The 18,899-nt window shown below is 55.1% G+C and carries 18 protein-coding genes; 8 read left to right on the top strand and 10 right to left on the bottom strand.

All coding sequences use genetic code 11. From position 1 onward, the window contains the following. The coding region (locus ACFQUU_RS17815; RefSeq protein ID WP_382249413.1) for a DUF4874 domain-containing protein at positions 1-512 on the bottom strand (512 nt) is incomplete at its 3' end. A 53-nt stretch (positions 513-565) separates the two neighbouring features. Here ACFQUU_RS17815 and ACFQUU_RS17820 point away from each other — a divergent pair. Continuing rightward, on the top strand, positions 566-742 hold the full coding sequence (locus ACFQUU_RS17820; protein ID WP_382249414.1) for a hypothetical protein: 177 nt from the start codon (positions 566-568) through the stop codon (positions 740-742). A gap of 150 nt (positions 743-892) precedes the next feature. Next, positions 893-1,021 carry a hypothetical protein gene (locus ACFQUU_RS17825; RefSeq protein ID WP_382249415.1) on the top strand — a complete coding sequence of 43 codons (129 nt, stop codon included), beginning with the start codon at positions 893-895 and terminating at the stop codon, positions 1,019-1,021. 1,015 nt (positions 1,022-2,036) lie between these two features. Here the strand turns inward: ACFQUU_RS17825 and ACFQUU_RS17830 are convergent. The 4 genes from ACFQUU_RS17830 to ACFQUU_RS17845 all read right to left on the bottom strand — a co-directional run bounded on the left by ACFQUU_RS17830 (position 2,037) and on the right by ACFQUU_RS17845 (position 5,471). Then, the gene (locus ACFQUU_RS17830; protein WP_382249416.1) at positions 2,037-2,228 is read right to left on the bottom strand and encodes a hypothetical protein; all 192 of its coding nucleotides are present in this window, start codon (positions 2,226-2,228) and stop codon (positions 2,037-2,039) included. Between the two features lie 298 nt (positions 2,229-2,526). Beyond that, on the bottom strand, positions 2,527-2,940 hold the full coding sequence (locus ACFQUU_RS17835) for a GtrA family protein (protein ID WP_382249417.1): 414 nt from the start codon (positions 2,938-2,940) through the stop codon (positions 2,527-2,529). Further along, positions 2,909-3,865, bottom strand: coding sequence for a glycosyltransferase family 2 protein (locus tag ACFQUU_RS17840; RefSeq protein ID WP_382249419.1), 957 nt, complete (start codon positions 3,863-3,865; stop codon positions 2,909-2,911). The genes ACFQUU_RS17835 and ACFQUU_RS17840 overlap by 32 nt, the downstream gene beginning before the upstream one ends. Before the next feature lie 43 nt (positions 3,866-3,908). Then, on the bottom strand, positions 3,909-5,471 hold the full coding sequence (locus tag ACFQUU_RS17845; RefSeq protein ID WP_382249421.1) for a hypothetical protein: 1,563 nt from the start codon (positions 5,469-5,471) through the stop codon (positions 3,909-3,911). A gap of 1,331 nt (positions 5,472-6,802) precedes the next feature. Here ACFQUU_RS17845 and ACFQUU_RS17850 point away from each other — a divergent pair. Continuing rightward, positions 6,803-8,032: a nucleoside recognition domain-containing protein gene (locus ACFQUU_RS17850; RefSeq protein WP_382249422.1), complete on the top strand. Its 1,230-nt coding sequence runs from the start codon at positions 6,803-6,805 to the stop codon at positions 8,030-8,032. Between the two features lie 97 nt (positions 8,033-8,129). On the opposite strand, the gene ACFQUU_RS17855 is transcribed toward ACFQUU_RS17850, so the two are convergent. From ACFQUU_RS17855 to ACFQUU_RS17865, 3 genes are all read right to left on the bottom strand, one after another. Further along, positions 8,130-8,354, bottom strand: a complete 225-nt coding sequence (locus tag ACFQUU_RS17855; protein WP_382249424.1) for a hypothetical protein — start codon at positions 8,352-8,354, stop codon at positions 8,130-8,132. A 164-nt stretch (positions 8,355-8,518) separates the two neighbouring features. Then, entirely contained in the window at positions 8,519-10,948 is a 2,430-nt protein-coding gene (locus tag ACFQUU_RS17860; protein ID WP_382249425.1) for a penicillin-binding protein 1A, read from the bottom strand. Positions 10,949-11,227: 279 nt separating this feature from the next. Further along, complete coding sequence (locus ACFQUU_RS17865) at positions 11,228-11,479, bottom strand: hypothetical protein (protein ID WP_382249426.1); 252 nt, start codon at positions 11,477-11,479, stop codon at positions 11,228-11,230. Positions 11,480-11,801: 322 nt separating this feature from the next. Between ACFQUU_RS17865 and ACFQUU_RS17870 the strand changes: the two genes are divergently transcribed. The 5 genes from ACFQUU_RS17870 to ACFQUU_RS17890 all read left to right on the top strand — a co-directional run bounded on the left by ACFQUU_RS17870 (position 11,802) and on the right by ACFQUU_RS17890 (position 16,416). Then, positions 11,802-12,980 carry a CBS domain-containing protein gene (locus ACFQUU_RS17870; protein ID WP_382249427.1) on the top strand — a complete coding sequence of 393 codons (1,179 nt, stop codon included), beginning with the start codon at positions 11,802-11,804 and terminating at the stop codon, positions 12,978-12,980. A 20-nt stretch (positions 12,981-13,000) separates the two neighbouring features. Next, positions 13,001-13,918, top strand: coding sequence for an aldo/keto reductase (locus ACFQUU_RS17875; RefSeq protein WP_382249429.1), 918 nt, complete (start codon positions 13,001-13,003; stop codon positions 13,916-13,918). Positions 13,919-13,999: 81 nt separating this feature from the next. Continuing rightward, positions 14,000-14,587 (top strand): hemerythrin domain-containing protein, encoded by a 588-nt coding sequence (locus ACFQUU_RS17880; RefSeq protein WP_382249431.1) that lies wholly within the window; start codon positions 14,000-14,002, stop codon positions 14,585-14,587. A 12-nt stretch (positions 14,588-14,599) separates the two neighbouring features. Beyond that, a complete protein-coding gene (locus tag ACFQUU_RS17885) occupies positions 14,600-15,568 on the top strand; it encodes a YihY/virulence factor BrkB family protein (RefSeq protein WP_382249433.1) in 969 nt (322 codons plus the stop codon). A gap of 2 nt (positions 15,569-15,570) precedes the next feature. After that, positions 15,571-16,416 carry an aldo/keto reductase gene (locus tag ACFQUU_RS17890; RefSeq protein ID WP_382249612.1) on the top strand — a complete coding sequence of 282 codons (846 nt, stop codon included), beginning with the start codon at positions 15,571-15,573 and terminating at the stop codon, positions 16,414-16,416. Positions 16,417-16,588: 172 nt separating this feature from the next. Here the strand turns inward: ACFQUU_RS17890 and ACFQUU_RS17895 are convergent, their stop codons facing one another. Next, positions 16,589-16,840 carry a hypothetical protein gene (locus ACFQUU_RS17895; RefSeq protein ID WP_382249434.1) on the bottom strand — a complete coding sequence of 84 codons (252 nt, stop codon included), beginning with the start codon at positions 16,838-16,840 and terminating at the stop codon, positions 16,589-16,591. Positions 16,841-16,909: 69 nt separating this feature from the next. Further along, a complete protein-coding gene (locus ACFQUU_RS17900; RefSeq protein WP_382249436.1) occupies positions 16,910-18,895 on the bottom strand; it encodes an acetoacetate--CoA ligase in 1,986 nt (661 codons plus the stop codon). Positions 18,896-18,899: the final 4 nt, after the last annotated feature.

Consider the following 18,899-nt stretch of genomic DNA (forward strand, 5'->3'; position numbering starts at 1 on the left):
CCACCTTCGTTCTCGCTGTAGACGAAGCGCGGAATGGCCTTGAGGCCGGCGCTACGGAACTCATCCATGCGGCGCTGGAACAGGTCCAGCTGTGTCTGGCTGATCGGCGAATTGATGAAGCTGCTCAGGTTGACGATGCAATACACCAGCGTATTGCCTCCATTGCGGTAGCTCTGCAGCTCTGACTGGCTCACGCCATAGTTGCAGTCAACGTAACGGTAGAAGCCACGTTCTGGATTGGTGATCTGCGCCGTGCTAGTGGTGTAGCTGACCGAACCCAGCGGACCGGCTGGTGCTGGTGCTGGTGCTGGTGCCGGTGTTGGTGTTGGTGCCGGTGCTGGTGCCGGTGTTGGTGTTGGTGCCGGTGCCGGTGCTGGGGTCGAAGTTGTCGTCGACGCGTAGTCGCAAGCCTTAATGGTGCCCGGCAGAGGATCGCCGAAGGTTGCATTATTACAGGCGATGGAACCGGTTGCAGTACGATAGGCGTAGGTGCCGTTCAGGCCATAGCGCACTTGACGTGTACCGGTGAAATTGCAGGTACCTTTTTCGGGTGCGCAGCGAACCCATGACGGTGCTGGTGCTGGTGCTGGTGCTGGTGCTGGTGCTGGTGCCGGTGCCGGTGCCGGTGCTGGTGCCGGTGCCGGTGCTGGTGCCGGTGCTGGTGCCGGTGCCGGTGCTGGTGCCGGTGCAGGTGCAGGTGCCGGGGTCGAAGTTGTCGTCGACGCGTAGTCGCAAGCCTTAATGGTGCCCGGCAGAGGATCGCCGAAGGTTGCATTATTACAGGCGATGGAACCGGTTGCAGTACGATAGGCGTAGGTGCCGTTCAGGCCATAGCGCACTTGACGTGTACCGGTGAAATTGCAGGTACCTTTTTCGGGTGCGCAGCGAACCCATGACGGTGCTGGTGCCGGTGCTGGTGCTGGTGCTGGTGCTGGTGCTGGTGCTGGTGCTGGTGCTGGTGCCGGTGTCGGTGCCGGTGCTGGTGCCGAAGTTGTCGTCGACGCGTAGTCGCAAGCCTTAATGGTGCCCGGCAGAGGATCGCCGAAGGTTGCATTATTACAGGCGATGGAACCGGTTGCAGTACGATAGGCGTAAGTGCCGTTCAGGCCATAGCGCACTTGTCGTGTACCGGTGAAATTGCAGGTACCTTTTTCGGGTGCGCAGCGAACCCATGATGTGGTTGACGCTGGCGCTGATGCGGTCTGGGCCATTGAAAATGGCGCCATGAACAAGCCGCTAAGCAGCAATGCTTTATGTACCGGTGTGAAGGATGTGGATAAACGATTCAAGTTGGTTCCCTAAGTATGTCAAACGAATGGGTGCTACCGTCTTCTGCGGCTTTCTGAAACACTTCTTTCCTACTTGCGGTGCTACCCGAAAGGCGTTGGCGCGATAAAGATCCTCCGCATTGCCGGATAGCTTTCCTTTTGGTGAAATCGGTTTGATGAGCCTTGGCGGCGCGCTAACGATTACCAGCCGTCTGGATCGACATACGCATGACTACTGTCTTTGCGTTGCCGGATGGAGGTGCGCTCTTTGCATTTACTCTGCTTTGCGAAGCTGAGTGAAACGGGAACACGGGAAAATTTGTCACTAATCATTGTTGCTGCAAATCTACACATCTCCCGTTTTGATGGGAGGAAACTCAGATAGTTCTTGAATTCAACATTGATTTTAGGAAAAAAATTTTTATTCGTTCCATAGTTGCGATAGCGAAATTCTTCTTCGCAAATCGCTGTAACTCTGATAAGCCTGTTTGCCCACTACTTATGCTTTCCCTATTTGCAATGCATCGCATACAAAAGAAAAACGGCATTGTTATCTTTCGATAAGCAATGCCGCTGGAATTAGAAAAGCAGTCTGACGAATCTACGCCTGCATCAGGCGCTGCTGCGACGAGTTCCCGATCAGGTTTTGGATGTAGCAGTATGGGGCAGCAGCTTTGCTGCGGACGTAGGCAGCAATGCCGGCGTGGCCGAATGAACTTCAAGCTTAAAGGTACTGACCAACCTCGATAGTTTCCGATCCTCCATGCTTTATGAAGCAGGATTCTGCTGCTTGGCTTGGTCCATATCGACGATTACCCGAGTAACTTGCTTGATGCCGACGATTTGTTTATTGCTGGCCGCCATGATCTCGCCCATGATGTCGATGACGCGCTTGACGTTGTCAATCACTTCATTCATCGTGGCACCGACCGGTTCGAGCAGCTTGCTACCAAGATCCACCTTCGCCACCGAGTCGGCGATCAGTTGCTTGTTTTCTTTTGCAGCGCTGGCTGCTTACGTACCCTCGATCGCAAGCTGCGTGAAATCATTACTGCACTCAAGATCGAGCAGACATATTCAAAGGGAACAGATCCTCGAAACGGATTTAAATAATTACTTGTCATTTGCCCTCCCCGTTGCCCTGCGCGCTAGCATTGTATTGGCGATACAGGCGTTGATGATGTCGTATCTATGAATTTCGCTTTTATGCGATAGCTTGCGTATTTTGGCAGTGCACTCAGACAACGACGGTGGGGATTCAGTTATGAGGAGTGGATCGGACGAAAACCAGATTGCGGGCCAGTAAAAAGTTAACGAGCATGCCCGCTGCCGTACCAGCCACGAGGCCAATGCCCGGATGGTTGTAGACCAAGGGAATGGTCGAAATAAGTAGAGTATAGGTGCCTCGATTGAATATAAGCCCGAGCGTGCAGCTGACAGCGAACACGGCCCACTGCCTCATCATGGGTTGGCGTGATGTTTCCTTAAAAGTGAAGTAGCGGTTTCCCGCCCAAGTAAAAGTGACTGCAAAAGGATAAGAAAATAGCGCCGCGTGAACCGGGCTCAAGCTGAACACGTAAATGCCCAGATAAAGAAAGGCGAGGTCGACAATAAAGCCGAGTGACCCGACCGCGCCGAACTTAAGAAACAGACTGCAAAGCGGACAGTTCATTGGTCTTGATATGTTCGGCGGGAATATCGAGATAGCGCATGCGCTTCATCTCGCGTCGCCCGCGCGTGACCGTATCGAGGATCAGTCCGCAGGTAAGACTGAGAAAACTCAGGAGCATCAATCCCGTTGATAGCACGGCGGTAGGTAATCGCGGCACCAATCCGGTTTCCCAAAAAGTGAACAGAACTGGAGCGATGAACACGATCGCGAGCATTGCCAAGATCGCTGCCAATGTTGAGAAGAGCTGTATAGGGCGTTCTTCCTTTACTAGTACGGCGATGGTCCAAAGTATACGAAAGCCGTCGCGGAAGGTATTCAGTTTGCTTACCGAGCCTAAAGGTCGATCCTTGTAGGGCGTGGCAATCTCGGTGATCGGCATACGCAATTCGAGGGCGTGCACGGTGAGTTCGGTTTCCGTCTCAAAACCGGTGGCAAGTGCGGGAAAGCTTTTGACGTAACGGCGTGACATGACACGATAGCCGGAGAGCATGTCAGTAAAGCGGTTGCCGAAGGTCCATCCCACCATACTGGTTAGCATCCAGTTGCCGAAACGATGCCCCGGTCTGTACGCTTGCTCAATCGTAGTGACCCGCGCGCCGTTGACCATATCGAGCGAGTTGCGCTGGAGTGCCTGGACCATTTTTGGCGCAGAAGCCGCGTCATAGGTGTCGTCGCCATCGACCAGGACGTAAATGTCGGCCTCTATGTCGGCGAACATCCGTCGCACCACGTTACCCTTGCCCTGCAATGGCTCACTGCGCACAATTGCGCCAGCAGCTTTTGCAAACTCCACGGTGCGGTCGCTGGAGTTGTTGTCATAGACGTAGATCAAAGCCTGCGGTAACGCGCGGCGGAAGTCTGTGACGACTTTCGAAATGGCCGCTTCTTCGTTGTAACAAGGAATGAGAATGGCGATATTTGACATGACGAGTCGGCTAACTTCAGTTGGGTTAAAGGAAAACTAACGTTCAATGCGCTGCTTCCACGGGATTGAATTGAATGACGTCAAACATGCTGTTTCGAAACAGCAGTTGCGTCGTTGAGCCGCGAATGAGCTGGGCCTGCGCTTCCGATGGGGGAAATAGTTCTGAGAATTTGCTCCCTGGTGCGCCAGTCACTACGATATCGATTCGCCTTTCCCTCATATTGCGCTGCAGTTCTTCCAGCGTGTAGCGATTCGCCGGACGCCAGGACGGACGTTCGCCTAGCAAGGCCATAGCACGAGGCTTGACGAACATGACCACGGAAGTCGATGGTGTTGTCGTGCGCACGAACGTAAACATTTCCAAGCATGGACCGCAAGTGGCCACTTCAACGCTCGATTCCCGGAAGTCGATGTTTGACGCCCGGAAGTGCAGCGCGGCGCAATAAGCCGCCAGCAAAACCACCGCCGCCAGTGTGATTGATCTCGACGCTGAAAAGCGGCGAAAAACGAAAGCTGCACCGGCGACGGCAAAACCGATAATGATTGGCATCACGGGTAGCAGGTAGCGCGCATCGGGAACGATTGCGGCTACCCACAGTGCTCCCAAATAGAAAGCGAGATACCAGAGCACAAGAGGCACGCGAGCCGCGATTGCTCGCACGCCCGTCGCTGCCGGGCCATTTGCGGCCTGCGGTCGCATGCATATGCTCCATGCGCCAACGGCGGCTAGCACTGCCACTGCAGTGGCCGATACGATGCCTAGTCCTGCTGGCAATGGAAACCAGCGTGACAACGCATTCAAGTAACCATAGGCGTTGCCCACAAGCAGGCCGATCGTCGGCACCTTAAGTTCATTTTCATAGACGGTCGGCTGGACCAGAAATCTACTTTGCAGCCATATCATCACTGCCAAAGTGATCGCTGTCGCCATCAACCACGCTAATGGCTTGCGATGCGCCCATCCATAGATGATGACGGCAGGAAGCAGTGTGATGCCGATCGACCGGACGCTGACACTGTAGAAGATGAGAAGGCCCAGTAGCATCCCAGCAGCAATTGCAGCGGCACCACGTGAGACCGGACGCACCGCCCACCACAGGACGGCTAGGTTAAACAGCAGGTAAGGAGCCTCTGAGCTGATTGTTTGCCCAAGCTCCCAGACATAAGGGTGAAGTGTCAGCACCAAAATCGTGATCAAAGCGTTATCTTGGCCGACTACGACGGAGAGCAGGCGAAAAGCCACCAATAGCGCTAGTACTGTGCAAACCAGGCTGACGATTTTAAAAGCCAGAATATTGACTCCGTACGCGGCTAATGTCGGAACGAGTAACAGCGGCAGGCCAGGCGGATAAGTTGGAGGTCCGACGTTGGGAAAATCGGGATTGAACAGATAGCCCGTGTCCGCATACGCGTTCCCAGTTAATATATTCTGAGCATGCAAAACATACTGTGCCCAGTCGTCTCCCCATGGGTGCTGGGGATTTTGGCTCATGAGGGCCAGTAGGAAGAAGCCTAGAATCACGACGCCTGCCAGCAGAGTGAATGACGGCATTCTAATAATTGACGACTTTGCTGGCTCAAATTCGGAACGCGACGATACTTTCATCACTCCATTCCTCCCTAGGATCCATTTCATCTTTTCATCGCGTCGTACCGGAACGTTAGCCGATAGTTCAACGCCTTTGTCAGGCGATGCTCAAGGTGCTGATTGCTTAGCTGGCGATTGCCGATCGTTGGCGACAAAGGCATTAACTCGTTGCGTTAAGGAACAGTCTGAACATTCCAACGGACTGGCCGTGACCTCTAAGCCATTTGTCCGGTTGCCACCTCCATAATTGGCATTGAATTTACTCTAACAATCCTAAGCACAAAAAATAAGTAATGTATTTCGATAGATCCCATCCATTTTTGCCATGTTCTATTCACTTTCTTTATTGATGAGCGGCGTAGGCATGCTTTAGAAAAAGTTGCACTACTTGGCGCGGAATCAATAGCGATCAGCGCCTGTTAAAGGTCCACCGGAGAAGAATCAATGGTGCGGTCAAAGTCGTAGCGCATTTCTGTTCCATATCTTTATGCAGTTTCAGTTTGTCCAACCATATCCACGATGCTAGATAGCCCCCCTAACCTAACGCGGCAAGGTCAAGCGTCTTCGTGCTTTTCTTCCGCCATTGTGTTTTTTGGAATCCCTGCCGTAACGGTGAGTAGACCGCAGAAAATAGGCGAGCACGCAATCTTGCGTGCTTTGATGCAATGCTCTTATTCGGACGGCATTGTATTGGCATCGGACGAAGCGGCAAGCGTTGCCTCCTTTTGGAAGGAAGGTTCGGCTAACATCTATAAAGCATACGGCGGGCGTGATGCATCGCCGTGTGCTTTATGGATCCGAACAAAGCGGATGAGGGACGCACGGCTTAATGCCGCGTCATGATTAATAATTCAGACGGCCGTTGATGCCGGGCACACCGATATCCTGTGATCCGCACGCGTTGCACCGCACTACTTCTGAATTACAAGGTGCTGCCTTCCAGGCTATCTCCGTACACCAAATTAGCCAATTCAAAATATTGATTAATATTTATCATTTCAGGCGACTTAATTTGGTCCACATTGCATCTGCGCTTTTATAGCAAGGGTACCGTACCTGTTTTTCGAATGTCGCGCGGCCTTGCTGCTGCGAGTTCACATCGAGATGAGATGGCAAGGCGCACTGGCCGGCGGGATTTTGATCGTGCGCTCTGTTAATAGAGATTTGCTCACGTTGTGACTTGCCTAACAATCCGCAACACACTTTGGTCCTCGGCACCGCTCCATATTGACACGGTGAATGTTATTCTTCGTGCCGGCCGCGCCATGGCATCCCATGGCAATTGCCTTGTGGCTTTACGCGGACACGAAGTATGAACTTGACCGGTTGTCTACCAATGAAAGGAAGTTATGCTGAACGGCCTTTGGCTTGGATTTTTCATCATTGCCGCACTGACCGCATCAGTCCGCCTGCTGATGTCCGGTGATGCCGCCGCCTTTGCGGCCGTCGCTGAAAGTTTGTTTTCGATGGCAAAGCTGTCTGTCGATGTGATGATCCTGCTATTCGGTACGTTAACCTTATGGTTAGGCTTCCTAAAAATTGCAGAAAAGGCTTCACTAATAGACTTGCTGGCGCGGCTCCTGTCGCCCCTCTTCCGTCGGCTAATGCCGGAAGTTCCAGCCGGCCATCCGGCCCTGGGCCTGATTACCTTGAATTTCACCGCGAATGCGCTCGGCCTCGATAACGCAGCCACACCTATCGGTTTGAAGGCGATGCGGGCACTTCAGGACCTGAATCCCAACCCGGCATCAGCCAGTAATGCACAGATCCTTTTTCTCGTGTTGAACGCGTCCTCGCTCACGCTCTTGCCGGTTTCGATCTTTATGTACCGCACGCAACAGGGTGCCGAAAATCCAACATTGGTATTTCTTCCGATTCTTCTCGCGACAGCTGCCTCGACTGCGGCGGGTTTCTTTTCCGTCGCTTTCATGCAACGCCTGAGATTGTGGGATCCAGTGGTATTTGCCTGGCTTGGAGGAACGGCGCTGGTATTTGCCGCTGCCGTGACTGCGATGGCCAGCATGTCGGCATTGGCGCTTTCCGCCCTTTCCTCTCTGTTGGGGAATGTGGTGTTGTTTAGCCTGATTCTGCTGTTTCTTGTTGTAGGCGCGATCCGACGGGTGCCGGTGTATGAAAGTTTTATAGAAGGCGCAAAGGAAGGCTTTGAAGTCGCCCGCAATCTCCTTCCTTATCTGGTCGCCATGTTGTGCGCAGTCGGGGTGCTGCGCGCCTCAGGTGCACTTGATATGCTGCTGGAAGGTCTCCGATATATCGTGCAGGCCGCCGGATGGGATACGCGCTTCGTGGATGCATTGCCGACCGCTTTGGTTAAGCCCTTCTCAGGCAGCGCAGCACGCGCGATGCTGATCGAACTCATGAAAACCAGTGGAGTGGACAGCTTTCCGGCACTGGTTGCCGCCACCGTCCAGGGCAGCACCGAAACGACTTTCTATGTCGTTGCGGTATATTTTGGTGCCGTCGGCATACAGCGTGTACGGCACGCTGTCGGTTGCGCCTTGCTGGCGGACCTTGCCGGAGTCGTGGCGTCGATCGGCGTCTGTTACTGGTTCTTTGGGTAAAACGCTCAGGACTTGGCTTTGGCTTCGGTGAGGGAATGTTTATGATCAGGGTCCATTCCTTGAAATGACAGCCTTGGCCAGTTCCCATGCAATCAAATTAGCGAGCGCGGGATAAAATCACCAACCAGCGACGCAGCAGCAGCAATTCAACGTGCCCTGCTTCGATACCCGTGCTGCAATCCAGAATCGGATTAACTTTGTAATAACGCTTGCGGAAATCGCGGCAAACGAACAGTTCACGATTGCCGAACCGAACCAGGAACGAGGTTGGAGCGTACTCAAGTCCAAAACGCGGGCTGAAGGGGTTGTTCAGGTGAGCCATGGTAGTTCTCCTTATTATCCGAAAGCGTTAATGAGCTATTACTGTACCACAACTACTGTATAAATAAACAGTAATTTCGATATGTCCATTTTTCATCACTTTCGAACACCCTCTTCACGCTCACGCAAGCTGTCTAACTAGAACGAACCTGCGTGCCTTACTTTCTATTGTCCTCCACGGTACATATTGTCGTCAGCTTGTGAGCGAGGTCGTTCCGCAGGCACCGTTGATGGTCCCGCCGTACCCGGCGGTGCAGACGGTGCAAATGGACGCGACCCAAACAGGCGGTCCCAGAAACTGCGCGATTGTTCGACACCGACAGCGGCAACCCCATTGCCGTTGACGTATTCACGGTACATCAGGTCGCCTTCTGCCTGTACGATGCCTTCAGGGATAGAGCGTTCGAACGAACCTTTGCCCTTCAGCGTTGTACGCATATAGTCGACCCAGATCGGCAATGCGACCGTACCGCCGAATTCCCTGCCACCAAGAGACCGTGGCTTGTCGTAGCCCATCCAGGCGACACCGACAACGTCACCGCCATACCCCGCGAACCAGCCATCCATCGCATCGTTGGTGGTGCCAGTCTTGCCCGCCAGATCGCGCCGGCCGAGCCTCTGGCTGGCGGCGGTACCGGTCCCGCCGTTTACCACTTCACGCATCATCGAATCCATGATGTAGGCGTTGCGGGGATCGATTACCCGGTTGGCTTCCTGACCTGCCATGACCGGATTGGACTGGTTCAGTACGTTCCCGCGGTTGTCGAGAATTTTTTCGATCAGGTAGGGTGTGACCTGGTAGCCGCCATTAGCGAACACGGCATAGCCTTTGACCATCTGTATCGGCGTCACAGAACCGGTACCAAGGGTCATGGTCAGGTTTGCCGGATGCTTGTCGGCGTCGAATCCGAAACGGGTCAAGTACTGCTGGGCGTAGGCAGGCGTGATCGATTGCAGGATGCGGATCGATACCAGGTTCTTCGATCGCTTGAGACCGGTACGCATCGTCACCGGGCCATCGTACCGGCCGTCATCGTTCTGCGGCTCCCAGGACTGGCTGCCGGTTTCGGAAGCGTCAATGATCAGAGGGACATCGTTGACGACAGTCCCGGGCGAAAAGCCCTTTTCCAGCGCGGCCGAATAAATGAAAGGCTTGATGGTCGAGCCAGGTTGACGCCATGCCTGGTTCACATGATCAAACTGGTTCAGTTCGAAATCAAAACCACCCACCATGGCGCGCAGGGCGCCATTCTGAGCATTCATGGATACGAAGGCAGCGGACACTTCCGGCAGCTGTGAAATCCACCATTTCTTCTTTGCGTCACGTACGACACGGATCACCGCTCCCGGCTTGATGCGGTTTTGCCCTTTTCCACTCAGTGCAGAAGCGGCAAAGCGCAAGCCGTCGCCGGTGATTTCAATCTCATCGCCGGACAGCAGGCCGGCACGCACCAGTCGGGACGAGGCGCTGGTGACAACTGCCGATTGCAATTCATCGCTGTCAGGATGTTTGAGCAGAGTGTCGGAAATCAGTTGATCGCGCTCGTCTCCCGCACGCGGCAGGTCGATGTAAGCCTCGGGACCGCGATAGCCGTGTCGGCGATCGTAATCCATCACGCCACGGCGCAAAGCATCATAGGCAGCATTCTGTTCGGTGCTGGTGATCGAGGTGTAGACGCTGTAACCATGGGTATAAACGTCGTCCTTGTACTGCTCGACCATGTATTGACGGACGGCCTCGGCGACATATTCGGCATGGGTATTGAAACGACGACGGTCGCTGCGCACCGCCAGGTTTTCTTTTGCCGATTTCGCGTACTGTTCAGGGCTGATATAGCCGAGTTCATGCATGCGCTTGAGAATGTACTGTTGGCGCTGTTTGGCCCGTGTCGGATTGACAACTGGATTATTGGCGGCGGGCGCCTTTGGCAGACCCGCCAGCATCGCGGCTTCGGCAACAGTCAGGTCCTTGATCGACTTGCCAAAATAAACCCGCGCAGCGCTGCCGAATCCGTAGGCACGCTCGCCGAGGTAAATCTGATTCATGTAGAGCTCGAGAATCTGGTCTTTCGACAGACGCTGTTCAATCTCATAGGCCAGCACGATCTCGTGAATCTTGCGGCCATAGGTTTTTTTCCGTGACAGGAAGAAGGTACGCGCGACCTGCATCGTAATAGTGGACGCGCCTTGTGCGCGACTTGACCGTAGGTTCGCCAGTCCGGCGCGGAGCACGCCGATGTAATCGACGCCGCCATGTTCGTAGAAACGGTCATCCTCGATGGCCAGCAATGCCTTGATCATTACCGGCGGCATTTGCGCGATGGGTACGAAATCGCGCCTTTCTTCACCAAATTCACCGATCAGCACATCATCCGCGGTATAGACACGCAGAGGCATTTTAGGCCGGTAATCGATTAGCGCATCCAGCGAAGGAAGGTTGGGCTTGACAAACAGCACCACATAACCAAACAGAATCAGACCGACAAGGATAAACGAGGCAAAGAGGACTGCGCCGACCTGCAACAGGCGGCTGGAAAGCGACGTACTTGATTTTTTTCGCGAAGTTGAAGAATTGCGCGACTTACTGGCCAACATTATCCCCTTATTTTAAATATCTCAGGCAACGCAACTTTAACAGGCATTGGCCTTGGGGATGTAACGCGTTGTTACGCCAGAGCTAATTTCAACGAGGTGCACGGCGTAGCGGATTGCTTTAATGGTCGCGGTAAACGCGGAGCGCCTGGAGTGCCGTGTCGCCACGCCACATAAGCGTGGAACGCCGCGCCCACCCCTATTCTGAAAATGGGTCGGGGCGGCGTTGCCTTAATCCATCATCAGCGATCAGTGCGGTTCATGACCGCACCGCGGGACTGCTTAATGAAGCTGTTGTTTCAGGCTGGAAATCGCCTTGCGCGCCTGACGAACCGCATTTTGCAATTGAACGTCAATATAGTCACTTTGGCTGCAGGCCTGCATGGCTCGGTCGCCGATTTTTTCCAGTTTGGACACACACTGCCGGATCTGTTCCTGCGCCTGCCCCTGTTCGGCCGCCTGAATGGCGTGGTCCGATTCCTGCTCCAGTTCGGTCAGGCATGTCCGCAGGCGATCCGGCACGTCGCTGCTCATCTCGCACATCTGGGCAGCATTATCGATGCATTGTTCCACTTGATTGAATCGGTCTCTGAGCTGAGTTGCTTGCATAACATCTCCTTTGAATGCAACAGTGGGAGGTTCTTTGGTACTTGTCGATTTTGTTAGTTCCAGGCGGTTTCAAATTTCCACATGGCGACAAGTTCACTAGCCTTACGCCTGGCATTGTTTGTACTTTGTACATTTCGACTGTAAAGATGTATAGGGACCGTTTCTGCTCTGGCGTCGCTCACCAACTAGCGGTTGGCAGACATCTTGCAGCCGCATCGTTCTGAGCAATTGCTCAAAGGATGCCATCATGAACCAAGCTCGTTTTCAGGACCGCAGGGATGCCGGACGGCAGCTGGCAGCGGCAACGGCTTTTCTGAGAAAACGCCAACCGGTGGTGCTTGCGCTTCCGCGAGGAGGCGTCCCCGTAGGTTATGAGGTCGCGAACGCGCTGCATGCGCCGCTCGATGTTCTTCTGGTACGCAAGATTCCAGCGCCGGGATGGCCAGAAATCGGCCTTGGCGCCTTGGTAGATGGTGATCCGCCTATCCAGATAATGAACCAGGATGTACTGGAGCGATTTCATCCCAGCCGTGAATATCTCGACCAGGAAGTGCGGCGGCAACTGGACGAAATTGCGCGCCGTCGCCGCATCTATTGCGGGGGGCGGGATCCGGTGGCAGTCATCAACCGCACGGTTCTGCTGGTGGACGATGGCGCGGCGACCGGCAGCAGCATGAAAGCGGCATTGCGTGCGATGGCTGGCATGCAGGTCAGAGAGGTGCTGTTTGCACTGCCGGTGGCGCCTGCTGACACTTACTGCTCACTGAAGGAAGATGCGGACGACGGCATCTGCCTTCTGATACCCAATAACTTCCGGGCAGTAAGCGTGTATTACCGGGATTTTGAACAGACCGGTGACGACGAGGTGACAAGCCTGCTCGACGCTGCTGCACACCGTGACTTCAGCACAGAGAACCACAAGGAGGACATGATGAAAACCATTGCGCAGGTCATGACGCACGACGTTACCGTGGTAGGTCCGCATGATAGTGTACGGCACGCGGCTCAGATCATGAGTGACTGGGATATAGGCGCCTTGCCGGTATGCGACGGGGAACGCCTGCTTGGCATGATCACGGACCGCGACATCACGATTCGAGCGGCAACAAGCAGCCGCTCGACCGATGAAATCCGTATCGCTGAAGTAATGACCGATGAGGTAAGCTGGTGCTTTGATGACCAGAGCATTCACGAAGTCCTGCAGCAGATGCGAGACCAGCAGGTGCGGCGCATTCCCGTTCTGGACCGCGATATGCGACTGGTAGGGATGGTCACGATCGGTGATCTGGCGAGCCGTGCTGATGCGGATATTGACGACACGCTGAAACAACTGTCGCGTCCTTCACCGGCATCCGGACCCAGCGCCGACGAGGAAATCGTGCGTTTGCATCGCCCGCAGTCCGATACTGCGGACGGCCGCTTTTGAACAGGAAAGCGATGAACGGCATGAACAGACGCGATGCGCTTCGGCTGATTACCAGCACCATGGGCATCGTTGCCTATTCATCCCATGCAGTGCCTTCGGCACCGGCCGGCAACGCCATACTGAAGCGGCCGATACCATCCTCGAACGAGATGCTCCCAGTCGTCGGCCTGGGCACCTGGCAAACCTTTGACGTCGGCAGCGGAAGCGCCGAACGTGCTCCCCTGCAAAAGGTGTTGCAAACGTTTATAGACCATGGCGGCAGCGTCATTGATTCATCGCCAATGTACGGTCGATCCGAGGATGTCGCCGGCGACCTTGCATCGCAACTTGGCTTGCGTCCAAAACTCTTTGTCGCCACCAAAGTATGGACTCATGGCAAGTCGGCCGGAGTAAAGCAAATGCAGGAGTCACTGCGCAAGCTGCGCGCGAATCCTATTGATCTGATCCAGGTCCATAACCTGATCGATGTCGACACGCATCTCGACACACTACGTGAATGGAAGCGTGACGGCCGGGTTCGTTATATCGGCATTACACACTACACGGCCAGCGCACAGGATGATGTGATACGGGTGGCACAAACCCATCCGGTCGACTTCATTCAGATCAACTACTCGGTTGGCGAACGTGAAGCGGAAAAGCGCTTGCTACCTTTCGCCAAGGATAAAGGTATTGCAGTCATAGCCAATCGTCCGTTTGCCAGTGGCGAACTGTTCCGTCGGCTTCGCAATAAACCATTGCCGGCGTGGGCAGGCGAAATCGATTGCCACAGTTGGGCACAGCTTTTGTTGAAGTATGTGATATCGCATCCCGCCATTACCTGTGCTATCCCCGCGACTTCCAATCCGGGACATGTTGTCGACAACATGCAGGCTGGTTTTGGCCGTATGCCGGACGCCCGGCTACGCAACATGATTGTTGCAGAAGTGTCCGCATAAAAACCCTGAAAGCAGCGGGTATGTTGTTTGCTCTAGTCCTTCGGTCCGCAGCGGCGGTTATTTAGAAAAATGGAGAATGCCATGATGAAATCCTTTACCGATAAACTCTCCCCCAGCGTCACCAACATGATCCGCATGGACCATACTTCGGTGATGGAAACCTTCCACCAATACGAAATCAGCAGCAGCCCGCAACTGAAAAAGGCACTGGTAAGTACCGCATGTCTTGCCCTGGAGATTCATGCACAGCTGGAGGAGGAAATCTTTTACCCGGCAATGCGCAATCTGGCCGCGGATACCCCCATCGTCGGCAAAAGCGTTCCCGAGCACAATGAGATGCGCCGTCTGATCGGGCAATTGCGTAGCATGGAACCTACCGATCCGATCTATGACCAGACTTTCATGGAACTGATGCGCGACGTACTGCATCACGTCGCTGATGAAGAAACCACGCTGCTCCCGGATGCGGAGCGTCTGATTCCCGATCGACTGGGCGAGCTTGGCATGCAAATGACCAAACGGCGCATGCAACTGATGGCGCCACGTGCAGGGGAGATTGCGTCCAATACCGCACGCTCGCTGCCGACAAGCTCAATGCTGGTCGCGGCTGGTGCGGTGCTCGCCGGCACCTATTTCGCCAAGCGCGCCATGGACCATCGGCACCATTGAGGCGGGTAGACAGTGGCGGTTGTTTTGAATGACAGTGCCCTGCGGCATGACCGCGGTCCTCAACGGCCGCGGTCGCCTCGCCGGTACAAGCGCCTCGGCGGATTTCGCGGAGTTAACCCCTTTGTCGTACTCAAGAAGTCGGTCAGTGACTTTTTTGCTGATGACATGACGACGTACGCGTCGGCACTGGCATATCAGGTTTTATTTTCCATTTTTCCATTTATCATTTTTTTGATTGCGCTTCTTGGCTTTCTGCACCTCTCCGAGTTTTTCAACTGGTTACGGGAACATGCCCAGTTGTTCTTCCCCGAACAATCCATGAGTGCGGTTAACCAGGTTATCGACGAATTGCAGCAACAGAAGACCGGAGTACTCTCGTTTGGTGTGATCGTTGCGCTATGGACGGCGTCCGCTGCCGTGCGCGCCACCATCAATGCATTGAACGTTGCCTATGATGTTCCGGAATCCAGGCCGGCGTGGAAACTCTATCCCTTGTCCATTATTTACACAATCGGTTTTGCCGTATTGCTGGTTGCTGCGGCCGCACTCATGATTGTCGGTCCGCAAGCCATGCAGTGGGTCGCCGTGCAGTTCCGGCTGGAACAGGTCTTCGTCACGGTATGGGCGATATTGCGCTGGCCGATCGCCCTGTTTCTCCTGACGTTCTCCATCGCGGCGATCTACCATGTGGCGCCCAATGTCAAACAGCCGTTCCAGTTCATCACGCCCGGCGCGGTCATTGCTGTCGTAACATGGATCGTCGCCTCGATTGGTTTCAATTATTATGTCAGCAACTTTGCCGACTATAGCGCCACCTACGGCAGCATCGGTACCATCGTGGTACTGCTCTTGTTCTTTTTCATTTCGGCAGCCGCCCTGCTATTTGGCGCGGAAGTCAACGCCGTCATCGAGCAGCATGTGCCGCAGGCGGAGCGACCCGATGAAGCGCCTTTACCATCAGCAGACAAACCCACTTCCTGAACATCGCACATAGCATGAGAACCACCACACTTCCCGTCGGCGAAGCCATCCCCGTACTTGGCCAGGGCACCTGGAAAATGGGCGAAAGCCGGCGGCAACGGGAACATGAAATCGCCGCACTACAGGCCGGCATTGATCTCGGGATGACGTTGATCGATACGGCGGAGATGTATGCAGACGGACTGTCTGAAGAAGTCGTCGCCGACGCGATCATCGGCCGCCGCGCCGATATCTTCCTCATCAGCAAGGTACTGCCACATCATGCCTCCTTCAAGGGCACTATCGCCGCCTGCGAAGCCAGCCTGAAGCGACTCAGGACCGACTGCCTCGATCTCTATCTGTTGCACTGGCGTGGACAAGTGCCGCTGGAAGAAACGATTGAGGCATTTGACAGGTTGGCGCGCGACGGCAAGATACGGCACTGGGGAGTGAGCAACTTCGATGTTGCCGATATGGAGGAACTGGCCGCGATTGCCGGCGACCGTCAACCCGCTGTCAATCAGGTACTGTATAACGTGACGCGGCGCGGAATCGAATATGACCTTATTCCGTGGTGTAACAAACGGGGCATTCCGGTGATGGCGTACTCCCCGGTGGAACAGGGGCGCCTGCTTGATTCGTCGGAAATAAAACGTATTGCGGAGCGCCGTGGCGCCACACCTGCGCAGATAGCACTGGCATGGGTGTTGAGGCGACCGGGGATGATTGCGATACCGAAGGCAGGCGTCGCACAGCATGTACGAGAGAATCGGGCTGCACTGGATCTTATCCTGAACGATGAAGATTTGCTTGCGCTGGACCGCAGCTATCCTCCACCGAAGTCGGCACAACCGCTCGAAATGATTTAGGAGCGCAGGAAACTTAGAGCGGATTTCATATTGGTGTGCGGAGAAGCGGGTCGATTTGGCGTGCAGGGCAAGGCGCGCGGAGCGCCGTGTGGCGGGCCACACAAGCGACAAGCAACGCTGCCATGCGCGTCAAGGCGGGCTGAGGCGACAGTTCACTAATATGAAATCAGCTCTAAGCCAGCATGGCGTCAACCATTTCGTAAGCCTTCTTGAAACCAGCTTCCACCGCTGCGTCGGCGGACGGGAAGTCGCAGTCGTCGCCGGAAGATGCGCTCAACTCGCTTGCAGAGCCAGCATCCTCTCCGCGTTCGGCAATGCGTATCGTGTAGTCCCAGGATGTCCCGTTGTCGTCGCGCGGCAGCGGCGAGACATGCACTTCTATGCCTCTGTATTCCTCGGTATGCCAATCCTGCGTGTTTGCCATGGTGTCCGTACCGTTCAGCCGTGATCTGTCGATCCTACCTTCGGCACGACACCAGGCAATTGAGAAATCTCAGGCAGTGACCTGTGCCTGCGCCCGGCGTCCAGCCAGGTCCACAAAGTACGCCAGGCTTCCCGGATTACTCATCGCATCCGGGCTGGCGACTTGGTCCACTGCCATCCCGAGCATCAGCTTCTTCACCGGCAGCTCCATCTTCTTGCCGCTCAGCGTACGCGGAATTTCATTCACCGCAAACACTTCATTCGGCACGTGACGTGCGGACAGTGCAGTACGGATGTTGTCATTGATCCTGCGGATCAGCTCAGCGTCGAGACTTACACCGGGGCGCAGCACCACAAACAGTGGCATATAGGATTCGCGCCCGAGATACTCGAGATCGACCACCAGGCTGTCGAGGATTTCCGGCATGCCTTCCACGACGCGATAAATTTCGCTGGTTCCCATGCGTACGCCATGGCGATTGATGGTCGTATCCGACCTGCCGTAAATGATTGCGCCACCGCGCGGTGTAATGCGCAGCCAGTCGCCATGCCGCCACCAGCCATCGTAGGTGTCGAAATAGCTGTCGTGATAACGCTTTCCCTCGGGGTCGTTCCAGAAAAACAGCGGCATCGACGGCATGGGTTTGGTAACGACAAGTTCGCCCACCTCGTCGTTCAGAGGCTTGCCTGCATCATCCATCGCGTAGACGGCAATACCGAGGCAACGGCACTGCATTTCACCGGCATACAAAGGCACAATCGGGCAACCGCCGACAAAGGACGCGGCGACATCGGTGCCGCCACTGATCGAGGACAGCAGAATGTCGGGACCGAGCTGTTCATAGATCCAGGTAAACGCGTCGGCCGACAACGGCGAACCGGTTGAGCCTATCGTGTGCAGACCGTCCAGCGTAGCCAGCTTGCGCGGTTCAATGCCAGCCTTCATGCAGTTGGCATAGTAGGCGGCGCCCGCGCCGAATACCGTCAGCCGGGCCTCATCCGCAAACTTCCACAGCGTACCCAGATCCGGATACCCCGGATTGCCGTCATACACCGCAATCGTTGACCCGAGCAGCAAGCCGGTCACTTGTGAATTCCACATAATCCATCCGGTGGTCGAGAACCACATGAAGCGGTCCTGTTCCCCGAGGTCGCCGTGCAAGCCGTGGCCCTTCAATGCTTCGATGAGCGTGCCGCCTTGACCATGCACGATGGGTTTTGGCATGCCGGTCGTGCCAGATGAGTACACTACCCACAAGGGATGATCGAACGGCAGCTGCTCGAAGCGCGGTGTGCTGTCTGCGTCAAGCAGTTCCCTCCATTGCCGGGCACCATCAACGGTCGCATCCTGGCGCAGATAAGGAAGCAACACCACATGTTCCAGCGTCGGCAAGGATTGCACGAGCCCGGTCACCACGTCACGCCGATCAAAATCCTTGCCGCCGTAACGATAGCCGTCAACGGCAAACAGGACTTTCGGTGCGATCTGGCCGAACCGGTCGAGTACACTCGGCGTGCCCATGTCCGGGGAACAACTCGACCATACCGCGCCGATGCTCGCGCAAGCGTAAAAGGCGATGACTGTTTCCGGCACATTGGGCATATAGGACACCACCCGGTCGCCGGGCTGCACGCCCATATCGCGCAAGGCATTGGCAACCGACGCTATTTGCCGGCGCATCTCGCGCCAGGTGATGCTGACAGTGGCACGCGCTTCGGATTTGCCTATGATCGCTGGCGTGTCCGCGTCTTCCACGTGGAATCGAAACACTTGCTCAGCAATGTTCAGTCGTGCGCCGTTAAACCACTTCGCTCCCGGCATCTTGTGGCTGTCGAGCACCTTGGTATAGGGAGCCGAATGCGGAATATCAAAGTAACGCCAGATGGAATCCCAGAAGTCCTCGAGATGGTCGACCGACCATTGCCACAATTCCTCGTAGCCGGAAAAGCTCAGCTTCTTATCCTGCTGAAGCCATTGCATGTAGTGGTGCATGCGGCTTTTGGCAATACGTTCAGGACTCGGCGTCCACAGCGGTGAAAGAGTGTTCTCTGCCAATTTC

This window comes from Herbaspirillum sp. GCM10030257, assembly GCF_042666555.1.
Classification (GTDB): Bacteria; Pseudomonadota; Gammaproteobacteria; order Burkholderiales; family Burkholderiaceae_D; genus Noviherbaspirillum.

What these genes read in the sequence shown, in the direction of transcription:
- ACFQUU_RS17820 (WP_382249414.1), top strand. Translation starts at nt 566, where the DNA reads ATGACGGTGCTGGTGCTGGTGCTGGTGCTGGTGCTGGTGCTGGTGCCG.
- ACFQUU_RS17825 (WP_382249415.1), top strand. Translation starts at nt 893, where the DNA reads ATGACGGTGCTGGTGCCGGTGCTGGTGCTGGTGCTGGTGCTGGTGCTG.
- ACFQUU_RS17835 (WP_382249417.1), bottom strand. Translation starts at nt 2,940, where the DNA reads ATGAACTGTCCGCTTTGCAGTCTGTTTCTTAAGTTCGGCGCGGTCGGG.
- ACFQUU_RS17840 (WP_382249419.1), bottom strand. Translation starts at nt 3,865, where the DNA reads ATGTCAAATATCGCCATTCTCATTCCTTGTTACAACGAAGAAGCGGCC.
- ACFQUU_RS17845 (WP_382249421.1), bottom strand. Translation starts at nt 5,471, where the DNA reads ATGAAAGTATCGTCGCGTTCCGAATTTGAGCCAGCAAAGTCGTCAATT.
- ACFQUU_RS17850 (WP_382249422.1), top strand. Translation starts at nt 6,803, where the DNA reads ATGCTGAACGGCCTTTGGCTTGGATTTTTCATCATTGCCGCACTGACC.
- ACFQUU_RS17855 (WP_382249424.1), bottom strand. Translation starts at nt 8,354, where the DNA reads ATGGCTCACCTGAACAACCCCTTCAGCCCGCGTTTTGGACTTGAGTAC.
- ACFQUU_RS17860 (WP_382249425.1), bottom strand. Translation starts at nt 10,948, where the DNA reads ATGTTGGCCAGTAAGTCGCGCAATTCTTCAACTTCGCGAAAAAAATCA.
- ACFQUU_RS17865 (WP_382249426.1), bottom strand. Translation starts at nt 11,479, where the DNA reads ATGAGCAGCGACGTGCCGGATCGCCTGCGGACATGCCTGACCGAACTG.
- ACFQUU_RS17870 (WP_382249427.1), top strand. Translation starts at nt 11,802, where the DNA reads ATGAACCAAGCTCGTTTTCAGGACCGCAGGGATGCCGGACGGCAGCTG.
- ACFQUU_RS17875 (WP_382249429.1), top strand. Translation starts at nt 13,001, where the DNA reads ATGAACAGACGCGATGCGCTTCGGCTGATTACCAGCACCATGGGCATC.
- ACFQUU_RS17880 (WP_382249431.1), top strand. Translation starts at nt 14,000, where the DNA reads ATGATGAAATCCTTTACCGATAAACTCTCCCCCAGCGTCACCAACATG.
- ACFQUU_RS17895 (WP_382249434.1), bottom strand. Translation starts at nt 16,840, where the DNA reads ATGGCAAACACGCAGGATTGGCATACCGAGGAATACAGAGGCATAGAA.